This is a genomic window from Oceaniglobus sp. K40-3, from assembly GCF_055808395.1.
In genome coordinates this window covers 289,970-301,969 of the sequence record NZ_CM147868.1, presented here as the reverse complement: position 1 = coordinate 301,969, position 12,000 = coordinate 289,970, and the positions used below count along the sequence as shown (strand labels likewise).

Annotated in this window: 16 protein-coding genes and 1 pseudogene; 13 read left to right on the top strand and 4 right to left on the bottom strand. The window is 61.8% G+C overall.

The window, feature by feature from the left end; genetic code table 11:
- Positions 1 to 37 precede the first annotated feature (37 nt).
- The 4 genes from AC0L7P_RS01610 to AC0L7P_RS01595 are packed head-to-tail and all read left to right on the top strand — an operon-like array spanning position 38 to position 2,780.
- Positions 38 to 499, top strand: a complete 462-nt coding sequence (locus AC0L7P_RS01610) for a RidA family protein (protein ID WP_473434195.1) — start codon at positions 38 to 40, stop codon at positions 497 to 499.
- Positions 496 to 1,257, top strand: a complete 762-nt coding sequence (locus tag AC0L7P_RS01605; RefSeq protein ID WP_473434194.1) for a glycerophosphodiester phosphodiesterase family protein — start codon at positions 496 to 498, stop codon at positions 1,255 to 1,257. Before AC0L7P_RS01610 ends, AC0L7P_RS01605 begins: the two co-directional genes overlap by 4 nt.
- Before the next feature lie 45 nt (positions 1,258 to 1,302).
- Complete coding sequence (locus tag AC0L7P_RS01600) at positions 1,303 to 2,487, top strand: GNAT family N-acetyltransferase (protein WP_473434193.1); 1,185 nt, start codon at positions 1,303 to 1,305, stop codon at positions 2,485 to 2,487.
- Positions 2,484 to 2,780: a 4a-hydroxytetrahydrobiopterin dehydratase gene (locus tag AC0L7P_RS01595; RefSeq protein ID WP_473434192.1), complete on the top strand. Its 297-nt coding sequence runs from the start codon at positions 2,484 to 2,486 to the stop codon at positions 2,778 to 2,780. Before AC0L7P_RS01600 ends, AC0L7P_RS01595 begins: the two co-directional genes overlap by 4 nt.
- A gap of 36 nt (positions 2,781 to 2,816) precedes the next feature.
- Here the strand turns inward: AC0L7P_RS01595 and AC0L7P_RS01590 are convergent, their stop codons facing one another.
- Positions 2,817 to 3,305, bottom strand: a complete 489-nt coding sequence (locus AC0L7P_RS01590) for a redoxin family protein (protein ID WP_473434191.1) — start codon at positions 3,303 to 3,305, stop codon at positions 2,817 to 2,819.
- An 88-nt stretch (positions 3,306 to 3,393) separates the two neighbouring features.
- Here AC0L7P_RS01590 and AC0L7P_RS01585 point away from each other — a divergent pair, with 88 nt between their 5' ends.
- From AC0L7P_RS01585 to AC0L7P_RS01570, 4 genes are read left to right on the top strand one after another with little or no spacing between them, the layout of a single operon-like run.
- On the top strand, positions 3,394 to 4,602 hold the full coding sequence (locus AC0L7P_RS01585; RefSeq protein WP_473434190.1) for an NAD(P)/FAD-dependent oxidoreductase: 1,209 nt from the start codon (positions 3,394 to 3,396) through the stop codon (positions 4,600 to 4,602).
- On the top strand, positions 4,599 to 5,159 hold the full coding sequence (gene rsmD / locus AC0L7P_RS01580) for a 16S rRNA (guanine(966)-N(2))-methyltransferase RsmD (protein WP_473434189.1): 561 nt from the start codon (positions 4,599 to 4,601) through the stop codon (positions 5,157 to 5,159). Before AC0L7P_RS01585 ends, rsmD begins: the two co-directional genes overlap by 4 nt.
- Entirely contained in the window at positions 5,146 to 5,823 is a 678-nt protein-coding gene (locus AC0L7P_RS01575; protein ID WP_473434188.1) for an HAD family hydrolase, read from the top strand. The genes rsmD and AC0L7P_RS01575 overlap by 14 nt, the downstream gene beginning before the upstream one ends.
- Positions 5,816 to 6,136 (top strand): hypothetical protein, encoded by a 321-nt coding sequence (locus tag AC0L7P_RS01570; protein ID WP_473434187.1) that lies wholly within the window; start codon positions 5,816 to 5,818, stop codon positions 6,134 to 6,136. The genes AC0L7P_RS01575 and AC0L7P_RS01570 overlap by 8 nt, the downstream gene beginning before the upstream one ends.
- Here the strand turns inward: AC0L7P_RS01570 and map are convergent.
- Both map and sfsA read right to left on the bottom strand, forming a co-directional pair.
- On the bottom strand, positions 6,133 to 7,065 hold the full coding sequence (map, locus tag AC0L7P_RS01565) for a type I methionyl aminopeptidase (RefSeq protein ID WP_473434186.1): 933 nt from the start codon (positions 7,063 to 7,065) through the stop codon (positions 6,133 to 6,135). The two genes, AC0L7P_RS01570 and map, sit on opposite strands and share 4 nt — an antisense overlap.
- A gap of 82 nt (positions 7,066 to 7,147) precedes the next feature.
- Positions 7,148 to 7,849, bottom strand: a complete 702-nt coding sequence (sfsA, locus tag AC0L7P_RS01560; protein WP_473435519.1) for a DNA/RNA nuclease SfsA — start codon at positions 7,847 to 7,849, stop codon at positions 7,148 to 7,150.
- 110 nt (positions 7,850 to 7,959) lie between these two features.
- On the opposite strand from sfsA, the pseudogene AC0L7P_RS01555 reads away from it, so the two are divergent.
- The 5 genes and pseudogenes from AC0L7P_RS01555 to AC0L7P_RS01535 form a co-directional block, all read left to right on the top strand.
- Positions 7,960 to 8,411: pseudogene (locus tag AC0L7P_RS01555) on the top strand (competence/damage-inducible protein A); the annotation flags it as partial.
- 3 nt (positions 8,412 to 8,414) lie between these two features.
- The gene (locus AC0L7P_RS01550; RefSeq protein ID WP_473435518.1) at positions 8,415 to 8,705 is read left to right on the top strand and encodes a hypothetical protein; all 291 of its coding nucleotides are present in this window, start codon (positions 8,415 to 8,417) and stop codon (positions 8,703 to 8,705) included.
- 34 nt (positions 8,706 to 8,739) lie between these two features.
- Complete coding sequence (locus AC0L7P_RS01545; protein ID WP_473434185.1) at positions 8,740 to 9,414, top strand: GNAT family N-acetyltransferase; 675 nt, start codon at positions 8,740 to 8,742, stop codon at positions 9,412 to 9,414.
- A 4-nt stretch (positions 9,415 to 9,418) separates the two neighbouring features.
- A complete protein-coding gene (locus AC0L7P_RS01540; RefSeq protein WP_473434184.1) occupies positions 9,419 to 9,988 on the top strand; it encodes a peroxidase-related enzyme in 570 nt (189 codons plus the stop codon).
- The gene (locus AC0L7P_RS01535; protein ID WP_473434183.1) at positions 9,985 to 10,908 is read left to right on the top strand and encodes an OmpA family protein; all 924 of its coding nucleotides are present in this window, start codon (positions 9,985 to 9,987) and stop codon (positions 10,906 to 10,908) included. The genes AC0L7P_RS01540 and AC0L7P_RS01535 overlap by 4 nt, the downstream gene beginning before the upstream one ends.
- A gap of 85 nt (positions 10,909 to 10,993) precedes the next feature.
- Here the strand turns inward: AC0L7P_RS01535 and AC0L7P_RS01530 are convergent, their stop codons facing one another.
- A complete protein-coding gene (locus tag AC0L7P_RS01530; RefSeq protein ID WP_473434182.1) occupies positions 10,994 to 11,899 on the bottom strand; it encodes a LysR family transcriptional regulator in 906 nt (301 codons plus the stop codon).
- Between the last annotated feature and the right edge of the window lie 101 nt (positions 11,900 to 12,000).

Sequence of the window (12,000 nt, the reverse complement as noted above, 5' to 3'; positions counted from 1 at the left end):
GTCAGCCCGAAATAGCTACGCACTGAAAGGATGTTCCATGGGACAGATCGAAGACCGCCTTGCCGAATTGGGTGTCAGCCTGCCCGACGCCCCCGCCCCCGCTGCCAATTATGTGCCCCATGTCGTGGTCGGTGATACCGTGTATGTGTCGGGCCAGATTTCGCAAAATGCGGATGGATTGATTACCGGCAAACTGGGCGCGGGTGTTTCGGTCGAAGAGGGCGCCGCCGCTGCCCGCACCTGCGCGATCAGCCTGCTGGCGCAGGTCCGGGCGGCCTGTGGTGGCGATATTGAACGGCTGGTGCGGGTCATCAAACTGACCGGGTTCGTCAATTCCACGGCAGATTTCACCGATCAACCGAAGGTGATCAACGGGTGTTCCGATTTCCTGGTCGAGGCGCTGGGCGATGCCGGGCGTCACGCCCGTTCAGCAGTGAGTGCCGCAGCGTTGCCTTTGGGCGTTGCCGTTGAAATCGAAGGCATCTTTCAGATCAAATGATTGCGCTGCCCGATGACTTTGTGAAAGCCCCGATTGCGCATCGGGGGTTTCACGACATGGCGCAAGGCCGCCCCGAAAACAGCCCTGCGGCGTTTCGCGCGGCTGTGGCGGCGGGTTTTGGCATCGAGTTGGACGTGCAGCCTTCGTCCGATGGCGTCGCCATGGTGTTTCACGATTATGCCCTGACGCGGCTGACCGGGCGATCCGGCACCATTGGCGGTTTGCCGGCGTCTGATCTGGCTGACATTGCGTTGCGCGGTGGTGATGAGGGCATTCCAACACTGGCTGAAATCTGTACCCTGATTGCCGGGCAGGTGCCGCTTTTGGTGGAAATCAAGGATCAGGATGGCGCGCTTGGCCCCAACGTGGGGCCGCTTGAAAACGCGGTGGCCGATGTGCTGCGCAATTATCGCGGTCCGGTGGCGGTGATGTCGTTCAACCCCCATTCGGTTGCCATGCTGCGTGACCTTCTGCCAGACACCCCCCGGGGCCTGACGACCTGTGATTTTGCCCCCTCCGATTGGCCGGTGCCTGCCCCCATTTGCGCGGCCCTGCGCGATATTCCCGATTTCGACCGCACCGGTGCTGGGTTCATCAGCCACGATCGCCGTGATCTGGCCAACCCGCGCGTCGCGGCATTGAAACAACAAGGGGCGACAATTCTGTGCTGGACCGTGCGCAGCGCCGCGCAAGAGGCCGAAGCGCGGCAGGTGGCCGATAACATCACCTTTGAAGGATATGCGGCGGCGTTGGCTTGACCCCGGGCTGATCTGTGCCAGTTTGCACAGAGAAGGCGGACAGGCATGAGCGAAACCCAGATTGAAATCAATGTATTGTCGTCCCTGTCGCAGATCGCGGCGGAGGATTGGGATGCCTGCGCCTGCCCCGAGGTGGCGGACGGCGGGCGCGCCATTGATCCGTTTACCACCCATGCGTTCCTGTCAGCCCTGGAAGACAGCGGCAGCGTCGGCCCCGGCACCGGCTGGCAGCCCCGCTATCTGGTGGCAAAAGCGGCGGACCGGGTGATTGCCTGCGCGCCGCTTTATGCCAAGGGCCACAGTCAGGGCGAATATATTTTCGATCACAACTGGGCGCATGCGTTTGAACGGGCCGGGGGGCGGTATTATCCGAAACTTCAGATTGCGGTGCCGTTTACCCCCGCCACCGGGCGGCGGCTTTTGACCCGCCCGGGCCACTTTGAAACCGGCACCGCCGCGCTGGTGCAAGGGGCGGTGCAGCTGGGCGTTGAAAATCAACTGTCTTCCCTGCATGTGACGTTTTGCACCGAGGCCGAGGCCGACGCAGGGCAACAGATGGGGCTACTGGCGCGCACCGGCCAACAATTTCACTGGCACAATCGGGGCTACGGCGATTTCACCGATTTTCTGACCCAGCTTTCCAGCCGCAAGCGCAAGAATATCCGCAAGGAACGGACAGTGGCGCAAGGGTTTGGCGGTGACATCGTGCAACTGAGTGGCGATCAAATCGAGCCGCATCATTGGGATGCTTTCTGGGAATTCTATCAGGATACCGGCGCGCGCAAATGGGGCACGCCCTATCTGACCCGGGCGTTTTTTGATATTGTTCAGGAAAAGTTGCGCGATGACATTCTGTTGGTGCTGGCCATGAAAAGCGACCGGCCCGTGGCCGGAGCGATGAATGTCATCGGGCGCGACGTTCTTTATGGCCGCTATTGGGGCTGCACCGAGGATCACCCCTGCCTGCATTTCGAACTGTGCTATTATCAGGCCATTGATTACGCCATCGCCAATGGCATGGTGCGGGTCGAGGCGGGCGCGCAGGGCGAACACAAACTGGCGCGCGGGTATCTTCCCACGCCCACCCATTCCCTGCACTGGATCGCGGACCCGGGCTTTGCCGGCGCGGTCGAGGAATACCTGACCGCCGAACGGGCCGCTGTGGACGAGGAAATCGAAGTGCTGACGGGGTATGGCCCGTTCCGCAAGATCAGGGGAGAAAGCGAATGAGCGAAAAACTGAGCGAAGCCGCGCGCGCGCAACATCTGACGCCTTTGCTTGGCGATGGCTGGGCCATGGTCAAGGGGCGCGATGCCATTGAAAAGACGTTCAAATTCGCGAATTTCATCGAGGCATTCGGTTTCATGACCCGCGCCGCGATTCATGCGGAAAAGCTGAACCATCACCCGGAATGGTCGAACGTTTACAATCGGGTTGTGGTGGTGCTGACCACCCATGATGCCGACGGTCTGAGCGACCTTGACGTGAAAATGGCCAGGCGGATGGACAAGCTGGCCGGTTAACGGATTGCCCCGCCCGGTGGCGGGCGGGGCCAAGGGTCAGATGGCGGCAACCATGGCTTCGCCGCCTGACGCTTCGCAGACGCCGGGGTTTTCTTCCTTGTGCAGCACCTTGACCACGCCATCCTCGACCAGCATGGCATAGCGTGCGGAACGGGAAATCAGACCGGCGGGCGGGGCGTCGAAATCCATACCGATGGCCTTGGTGAACTCGCTGCCCGAATCGCCGAGCATGGTGATTCCGGCGGCAGTGGCGCCTGTGGATTCACCCCATGCCTGCATCACGAAGGGATCGTTGACCGCAACGCAGATCACTTCCTCGACGCCTTTTGCGCCCAGGGCATCCTTGGTGCGCATGAAGCTGGGAACATGGGCCGTGGTGCAGACGCCGGTAAACGCGCCGGGGACCGCAAAGATCACAACCTTGCGCCCTTTGGTCAGCGCAGTCAGATCGACGCCTTCGGGGCCTTCGGCCCCCATGCGAAGCAATGTCGCGGAGGGCAGAGTATCGCCCGTGTTGATTGCCATTGGTTTTGTTCCTTGGTTGGATTGCATGATCGCTGCCCCAAGATATAGGTTGCACGCAATAAAGTGGCCAGCACAGCAGAGGGGTTCCATGGAACAAATTGTGGTAATTGGCGGCGGTCAGGCCGGTTCCTCTCTGGTTGCGCGGTTGCGGGCCGGTGGGTTTGAGGGCGCAATCACCCTGATTTGCGGCGAAACGGTGCCCCCCTATCAACGCCCGCCCCTGTCCAAGGCCTATCTTCTGGGCGAGATGGAAGAGGCGCGCCTGTATCTGCGCCCGGAAAGTTTTTATGCCGACAAGAACATCACCCTGCGGCTGGATTCCCCCGTGGTGGCGATTGACCGCGCGGCCAAAACGGTGACGCTGGCCGATGGTGTGTTGCCCTATGATCAGCTTGCCCTGACCACGGGGTCGGTGCCGCGCCGTTTGCCCGCTGCCATTGGTGGCACGCTGAAGAATGTGCATGAGGTGCGCCATCTGCGCGACGTGGATCAGATGCAGCCGGCTTTTGCCCCGGGCAAGCGGGCGTTGATCGTCGGGGGCGGGTACATCGGGCTTGAGGCCGCGGCGGTCGCGGCCAAGTTGGGCGTTGATGTGACGCTGGTGGAAATGGCGCCGCGTATCCTGCAACGGGTGGCCGCGCCCGAAACCTCGGATTACTTCCGCGATCTGCACAGCGCGCGGGGGGTGAAAATCCGCGAAGGGCTGGGGCTTGAGCGGTTGTTGGGCGAGGATCAGGTTAGCGGCGCATTGTTCACCGACGGCAGTGAAATCGCGGTGGATTTCGTCATCGTCGGTGTTGGCATCGCCCCCGACGCGGCACTGGCCGAGGCGGCAGGTGTGGCCGTCGACAATGGCATCGTCGTGGATGGTCAGGGCCGCACATCCGACCCGGCGATCTGGGCCGCGGGCGATTGCGCGACCTTCCCGCGCAAGGGGCAGATGATCCGCCTTGAATCGGTGCAGAACGCCATTGATCAGGCCGAACTGGTGGCCGACAACATGCTGGGCGCCGGGCGTGATTATGACCCGATGCCGTGGTTCTGGTCGGATCAATATAATGTGAAATTGCAGATTGCCGGGCTGAACACCGGGTATGACCGGGTTGTGGTGCGCCCCGGCGCCGATGGGGCGTGCAGTCATTGGTATTACGCGGGCGATACATTGCTGGCCGTGGACGCGATGAACGATTCGCGCAATTACATGATCGGCAAGCGGTTGATCGAGGCCGGAAAATCGCCCAGCCCCGAACAGATCGCTGACCCCGACACCGATATGAAGGCGCTGTTGCGCGCGTGAGGATCATCGGCGGCAGGATGCGCGGCACCACGCTTGCCTCGGTCGGGGCGGGCGATCCGGGCGCGCATCTGCGCCCCACCACGGACCGGGTGCGCGAAAGCCTGTTCAACCTGTTGCTGAACGGGGGATATGGCAATCCGGTGGCGGGCGCGCGGGTGCTTGATCTGTTTGCCGGAACCGGCGCCTTGGGGCTTGAGGCCCTGTCGCGCGGCGCGGATCATGTGAGTTTCGTGGAACAGGGGCGCAAGGCCCTGGCGCTGATCGGCGCCAATATTGCCAAGTGCAGGGCCGAAGCGGACACCACGGTGATCCGGCGCGATGTGCGCCGTCTTGGCCCCTGTGCGGATGATCCGTTCACCCTGATCCTGCTTGACCCGCCCTATGGCACTGATCTGGGGGCGCGGGCGCTGATGGGTGCGCTGGCCGGGGGCTGGATCGGCGACGATGCGTTGATCGTGTGGGAGGACGACGCCGCGCCGGTGCCGCCACCGGGGCTGGAACAGTTGGATCAGCGGCGCTATGGCCAGACATTGATTACCATCCTTGGAAAGCGTTGATATGCCCCCTGAATTGCCCCGCCTTGTGATTTTCGACTGTGACGGCGTGCTGGTCGATAGTGAGCCGGTGACAACCCGCCTGATGCTGGCCAGTTTCTCGCGTTATGGCCTTGAGATGAGCTATGACGAGGCGGACAACCTGTTCGTGGGGGGCACCATGCAGGGTGCCGCAGATGAGGCACGGGCGCGTGGCGCGACCCTGCCCGACGATTGGCTGCGCGAGATTTACGGTGAAATCCATGATCGCCTGCGTCAGGGTGTGCCGCTGATTGATGGCGTCGTCGCGGTGCTGGATGCGCTGGACGGGGCGGGTGTGCCCTATTGCGTGGGCAGCAATGGCAGCGAAACCAAGATGGGCATCACCCTTGGCCCTTCGGGGTTGTTTCAGCGGTTAAAGGGGCGGCTTTATTCGGCTCATACCCTTGGCGTGGCCAAGCCTGATCCGGGGATGTTTCTGCGCGCTGCTGCCGATTTCGGGGTGCCGCCCGAGGCCTGCGTCGTGGTCGATGACAGCCCCGCAGGCTGCACCGCCGGGGTGCGGGCGGGCATGCGCACCATCGGATATGCCGAAACCACCGATGCCGACAGGTTGGCGGCGGTCGGGGCCACGCCGGTGCGCAACATGGCTGGGGTGGCCGGGGCGCTGGGTCTGTCTCTTGGGTGATCCTGCGGCGGCCTGCCCCGGCTGCGGGGCCGCGCGCCCGGTCAATCCGCGCCATCCCCGTGCCTTTTGTGCAACCTGTGTTGCAACGGCGACGGATGGCACGGGGCGGGCGTTGTGGTTTGCCAATGGATCGGTGTCAGGTGGGTTGGTCTGGCATCATGTGGATGGTGTCAGGCACGCGGCTGTTGCGGTGGCCTGTTTGATCCGCAACCAACGGGTTCTTGTGCAAGAGGGCCGGTTCGGCGGGGTGGTGGCCGAACCGCTGGACCCTGACGCCACTCACCGCCACCTGACCGATCTGACGCGGGCCTAATAGGTCGGGTGGAACTTGCCGCCGGGGGAGAGGGTGAAAATCTCGCACCCATCCGCCGTGACGCCGATCGAATGTTCAAACTGCGCCGACAGGGATTTGTCCCGTGTCACCGCTGTCCAGTCGTCGGCCAGAACCTTGGTTTCCGGACGTTTGAGATTAATCATCGGTTCGATGGTAAAGAACATCCCTTCTTCCAGCTCCGATGTTTTATCATGGCGTTCGATACCGTATCTATTGACTTTACGACCGTCGGCATTGAGACGAAAATCTGCATAGTGCACTACATTGGGCAGGGCGTGAAACACCCGCCCCAACCCATGGCCGCAAAAATCGCGCACCACCGACATGCGCTGACTTTCGGCATAGGTCTGAATGGCATGGCCAATGTCGCCAAAGGTGTTGCCGGGTTTTACCGCCTCGATTCCTTTCATCAGGGAATCGTGAGTGACTTGGATTAGGTTCTTAGCGTAGGGTTTGAGCTTTCCTGCGACATACATACGGCTGGTGTCGCCGTACCAGCCATCAACAATTACGGTTACGTCAATATTTAGTATATCGCCGTCTTTCAGCTTGTCGTCCGGGCGTGATTTTTCATAGTCCTGACTGGCGGTTTCGTTTCGCCACATTGGGATAGGGTTGCCCGGAATCCCGTGGCACACCACATGGTTCACTGAAATACAACTGGCGTGTTTGTATCCCTTGTATCCGATGGTGGCCGATGTGGCGCCTGCCTCGTCCACCCAATGGGTGATCAGGCGGTCAAGTTCACCAGTGGTCTGCCCCACAGTCACATGGGCGGCGATATCATCAAGAAGCTTTGCCGCCAGCGCCCCGGCGGTGTGCATTCCGGCGAAATCACGGGTTTCGTAAATGCGGATGCCGTCTTTGGTCAGGCGGCCACGGTTGGTTTCGTCCACTCTGGGCCTCATGGGTGGTTTCGGGCAGGGTCGGGGTAATAATAAGCGGCATGGCCCGGATGTTCCAGCCCCGCAGGTCGTCAAATACCGCCACTTATGGCAGGTGGATCGGCAGCGCGCGGTTGAACCGCACGCCCGTCACATCAATGGCAGTGTCAAAACACAGCATTTCCACCCCGGCACCCTGGGCGGCGGCCACCCCTGCGGCATAGGCGGGGTCAAGATCGCCGGCCATGGCAAGGGCGGTGCAATCGGTGCGCTGCACCAGATACAGCATCACCGCCCGGTGCCCGGCGGCAACCATCAGCGCCAGTTCATGCAGGTGTTTGGCGCCCCGCGTCGTCACGCAATCGGGGAATTCGGCCAATGTGCCACGGCGCAACAGATGCACATTCTTTACCTCGACATAGGCGTCGGGCAGGCCCGGTTCGCTCAGCAGAAAATCAACCCGGCTGTTGGTGCCGTATTTCACCTCGGGGCGCACGGTGCCATAGGCGGCCAATGTGGGAACAGCGCGGGCGCGCAGGGCCTCGCCCACCACGCGGTTCGGCACGGCGGTGTCGATCCCCGCCCAGTGGCCGTTGTCGAATTCCGCCAGCCGCCAGCCATAGCGCAGCTTGCGCTTTGGGTCGTCGTTCGGTTCCAGCCAGACGCGCAACCCCGGGTCTTTCAACCCCAGCATGGCGCCGGGATTGGGGCAGTGGGCGCGCACGGTTTCGCCGGTGTCCAGCGTGACCTCGCACAGAAACCGGTTCCAGCGGCGCACAAGGTGACCGGGGATCAGGGGGTGGCAAATTCCATAGGGCAGGGCGTAGCAGACCGCGCAGGGGCGTAACAGCCCGCGTGATTTTCGCGCCGGTGCTTCTGGTCTAAGCGCGCGCCGGGGGTAATCATGGGGCGAAACCTATGAGGAGTCCCGAGATGGCAAATCCGACGGCTGCGATGCTGGTCATTGGCGATGAAATTCTGTCGGGGCGCACGCGCGACGCCAACATGCACCATCTGGCGGGCGAGCTGACAAAGCACGGCATCGATCTGCGCGAAGTGCGGATCGTGTCCGATGACCGCGACGCGATCATCGCGGCGGTGAATGGCCTGCGCGCCAGTGCCGATCATGTGTTCACCTCGGGGGGATCGGCCCCACCCATGATGATATCACCGCCGATTGTATCGCCGCCGCTTTTGACGACCACATTGATGTGCGCGACGATGCCCGCGCCCTGCTTCAGGCCCATTACGACAGGCAGGGGTCCGAGCTGAACACCGCCCGCCTGCGCATGGCCCGTATTCCCGATTCTGCCACGCTGATTGACAATCCGGTGTCCATCGCGCCGGGGTTCACCATTGGCAATGTCCATGTGATGGCCGGGGTGCCGAATGTGTTTCAGGCCATGGTCGCCAGCGTTCTGCCCACATTGAACGGGGGCGCGCCGGTGCTGTCGCAAACCCTGCGGATTGACCGGGGCGAGGGGGATATTGCCGGGCCGCTTGGCGAATTGGCGGCGGGCTTTCCCGACCTCTCTATCGGGTCTTATCCGTTTCAGCGCAACGGCGCCTATGGATCGAACATCGTGATCCGGGGCAGTGACGGTGCCCGGATCAACGCCGCCATGGCGCAGCTTTCGGCCCTGTTTCCCGGCGCGCCGGAATGACACCCGCGGCCCTGTTTGCGGCGCTTGAGGCAACATGGCCTGCCGCCCGGACGATTGCCTTGCCCCCTTCCAGATCCGCGAAGGCCGGGGCGGGGGCAAACGGGTGTCGGCGACCATTGCCACGGGGCCGGTGGATATGGCGGATATCGACGCCGCCGAACATGCGATGCTTGCCCTCGGGCAACCGCGCCTGTTTACCCTGCGCGATGAGGGCGATCCGCTGGACGCGGTGCTGGCGCAGCGCGGCTATCGCATTTGTGATGCAACGGTGATCCGGGCCTGCCCCATCGAATCGCTTTTGGGGCCGCCGCCACCGCCGTTGTCGGCCTTTACCATCTGGGAGCCCCTGCAAATCATGCGCGATATCTGGGCCGAGGGCGGCATTGGCCCCGACCGTGTGGCGGTGATGGAACGGGTGAACGTGGCGAAAACCGCCGTGTTCGGGCGCAGTCGCGACAAACCGGCCGGCACCGGGTTTGTGGCCGTATCGGATGGGGTGGCCATGGTTCATGCCCTTGAAGTCAGGGGCGGTTTTCGCCGTCTTGGCACCGCGCGCCACATGATGCAGGCTGCGGTGAACTGGGCTGCGGGGCAAGGCGCGCACCATGTGGCATTGGCGGTGACACAGGCCAATGAGGGCGCAAATGCCCTCTACTCTTCCCTCGGGATGCCAATCTGCGCTAAGTATCACTATCGCATCAAGGATTAGGATAATGGACAAGGACGCGCCGACGGCTCTCGATCTTCCCATGGTCGATCCGCTGCCAGAACAGACGCAGAAATATTTCGATATCTGTCAGGAAAAACTGGGCATGGTGCCCAACGTGCTGCGCGCCTATGCCTTTGACATCGCCAAACTCGATGCATTCACGGCGATGTATAACGATTTGATGCTGGGTGCGTCCAACCTGAGCAAGCTTGAGCGTGAAATGATCGCGGTGGCGGTATCTGCCGAAAACCGGTGCTATTATTGCCTTGTCGCCCATGGTGCAGCGGTGCGGCAATTGTCGGGTGATCCGCTGTTTGGCGATCAGATCGTGCTGAACTGGCGGGTGGCACCACTGGATGCACGGCAGAGGGCCATGCTTGAATTTGCCGCAAAGCTGACAGAATCCTGCCACATTGTTGGTGAAAATGATCGTGAGGCCCTGCGCGCGGTGGGGTTCAGCGATCGTGACATCTGGGATATCGGATCGGTCGCCGGGTTTTTCAACATGACCAACCGGGTTGCTTCGGCAACAGATATGAAACCAAACGCCGAGTATAACGCTTCATACAGATGACAACACGCACTCTCACTGCTCTGGCCCTTGGTGTGTGGCCCATGACCGCCCCGGCCCTGACGCTGAATTTCCCGGCGCCCGCAACGGTGACGGCGGATCAGGTGACAGATGGGGATGAGGCGCGGCTGCCCATGGGGCCGTTCGATGGCGCAAAGGTGGCCATGCGCACGGCTGACGGCCAGGTGGCGCGCCGGGCGTGGCGTCTGGCGTCGGGGCGGATGACCACCGGTCAAATGCTCACTCCCTTGCGCCAACAGCTTGAGAGTGACGGATTTCACGTGGTGTACGAATGCCGCGATCGGGTCTGTGGCGGATTTGATTTCCGCTTTGCCGCCAATGTCATGAACGAACCGGCAATGCATGTCGATCTGGGGGATTACCGGTATCTTCTGGCCGAGAATGACGCAGGCGTCAGTGTTGCCCTGATGGTCAGCCGCGCGCCGGATGCCGGGTTTGTGCAACTGACCCGGGTGGGTGCGCCGGGCAACCTGCGGACAGGGGTGGTCACTTCGACCAAATCCGCCGGTTTTGCGACCTCTGCGGTGTCCGGTTCGCTGTTGGCAACGCTGGCCGAAACCGGGCGCGCGCCGCTGGATGATCTGTTGTTCAAGACGGGCTCATCGGATCTTGAGGAAAATGAATTTCCATCCCTGCGCACACTGGCCGAATATCTGGCCGATAATCCGCAGCAAAAGATCGCGCTGGTGGGGCATACCGATACCGAAGGATCGCTGGACGGCAACATTGTCCTGTCGCGGCGTCGGGCGGCTGCGGTGCGCGATGTGCTGATCCAGACCTTCAATGTGGACCGCAAACAGCTCAGCGCCGAAGGGGTTGGCTATCTGGCGCCACGGGCCAGCAATGCGACGGATGACGGCAGATTGGCAAATCGCCGGGTCGAGGTTGTTCTGACCGATTGAACCGGGCGCCAGCGGGCCCCGCGCCCGGCGAATGCCGGGGGTGGGGGCTTGTCTTGGCGCGCTTGCGCGCCGCCTTTGGATCAGGTCACCAGGTGTCAGGGCCTTTGTCGGCAAAGGCATGGACCAGAAAATCAATGAACGCCCGCACCTTGGGCTGGGTGAACCGCCCCGGTGGATACACCGCGTAAATGCCCTGGGTTTCCAGGGGCAGTTCGGGAATCGCCTCTTGTACCAATCCGTTGTCCAAGGCATCCGCATAGAGAAAACTGGGCAGATAGGCGATGCCAAGGCCGGAAATCGCGGCGTTCAGCAAGCTTTGACCGTCATTCACCGAAAGCCAGCCGGCGGTGCGCACCTGACGTTTCTCGCCCGAAGGCGCGGTCAGTTTCCAGACAGCGCCGTTGGATTGGCTGGAATAATGCAACAACTTGTGTTCGTTCAGATCGTCGATTTTCAACGGGCGCCCGTATTGTTGAAAATAGCTGGGCGCGCCGATCATCCGTTTTGTGGTTTCGGTCAGCTTGCGGGCGCGCAGGGTGCTGTCTTCCAGCTCGCCAATGCGTACGGCCATGTCAAAGCCTTCGGAAATCAATTCGACATATCGGTTGTTCAGCACCATGTTCACGGTGATTTCGGGGAATTCGCTCAGGAATTCACCCAGAATGGGCGAAAGATGGTTCACGCCGAAATCCGTCGCCACCGAAATGCGTAACAACCCCGATGGCGCCGATTGCATGGATGTGACCAGCGAATCCGCCTCGCCTGCGTCGTTCAGCACCCGGCGCGCGCGGTCGTAATAGGCCAGACCGATTTCGGTCGGGCTGACTCGGCGGGTGGTGCGGTTCAACAGCCGGGCACCCAGACGCGCCTCAAGGGATGAGACATGTTTGCTCACCGCCGATTTCGAGATGCCCATTTTCTTGGCCGCGTCGGTGAATCCGCCCTGATCCACAACCGTGGCAAAGGCCTCCATTTCGGTCAATCTGTCCATCTTAAATCCTCAAAACTCACCGCGCTGACCTTAGAGATGACAGTGAAATCAGGCAGGATTGGGGAGGAGCAGAGACAATATAAGGGAGAGACCCCGAGTGT

Excerpts from the sequence above, each read along its gene's own strand:
- AC0L7P_RS01610 (WP_473434195.1), top strand. The coding sequence starts at position 38 with ATGGGACAGATCGAAGACCGCCTTGCCGAATTGGGTGTCAGCCTGCCC.
- AC0L7P_RS01605 (WP_473434194.1), top strand. The coding sequence starts at position 496 with ATGATTGCGCTGCCCGATGACTTTGTGAAAGCCCCGATTGCGCATCGG.
- AC0L7P_RS01600 (WP_473434193.1), top strand. The coding sequence starts at position 1,303 with ATGAGCGAAACCCAGATTGAAATCAATGTATTGTCGTCCCTGTCGCAG.
- AC0L7P_RS01595 (WP_473434192.1), top strand. The coding sequence starts at position 2,484 with ATGAGCGAAAAACTGAGCGAAGCCGCGCGCGCGCAACATCTGACGCCT.
- AC0L7P_RS01590 (WP_473434191.1), bottom strand. The coding sequence starts at position 3,305 with ATGGCAATCAACACGGGCGATACTCTGCCCTCCGCGACATTGCTTCGC.
- AC0L7P_RS01585 (WP_473434190.1), top strand. The coding sequence starts at position 3,394 with ATGGAACAAATTGTGGTAATTGGCGGCGGTCAGGCCGGTTCCTCTCTG.
- map (WP_473434186.1), bottom strand. The coding sequence starts at position 7,065 with ATGAGGCCCAGAGTGGACGAAACCAACCGTGGCCGCCTGACCAAAGAC.
- AC0L7P_RS01550 (WP_473435518.1), top strand. The coding sequence starts at position 8,415 with ATGGCCGGGGTGCCGAATGTGTTTCAGGCCATGGTCGCCAGCGTTCTG.
- AC0L7P_RS01545 (WP_473434185.1), top strand. The coding sequence starts at position 8,740 with ATGGCCTGCCGCCCGGACGATTGCCTTGCCCCCTTCCAGATCCGCGAA.
- AC0L7P_RS01540 (WP_473434184.1), top strand. The coding sequence starts at position 9,419 with ATGGACAAGGACGCGCCGACGGCTCTCGATCTTCCCATGGTCGATCCG.
- AC0L7P_RS01535 (WP_473434183.1), top strand. The coding sequence starts at position 9,985 with ATGACAACACGCACTCTCACTGCTCTGGCCCTTGGTGTGTGGCCCATG.
- AC0L7P_RS01530 (WP_473434182.1), bottom strand. The coding sequence starts at position 11,899 with ATGGACAGATTGACCGAAATGGAGGCCTTTGCCACGGTTGTGGATCAG.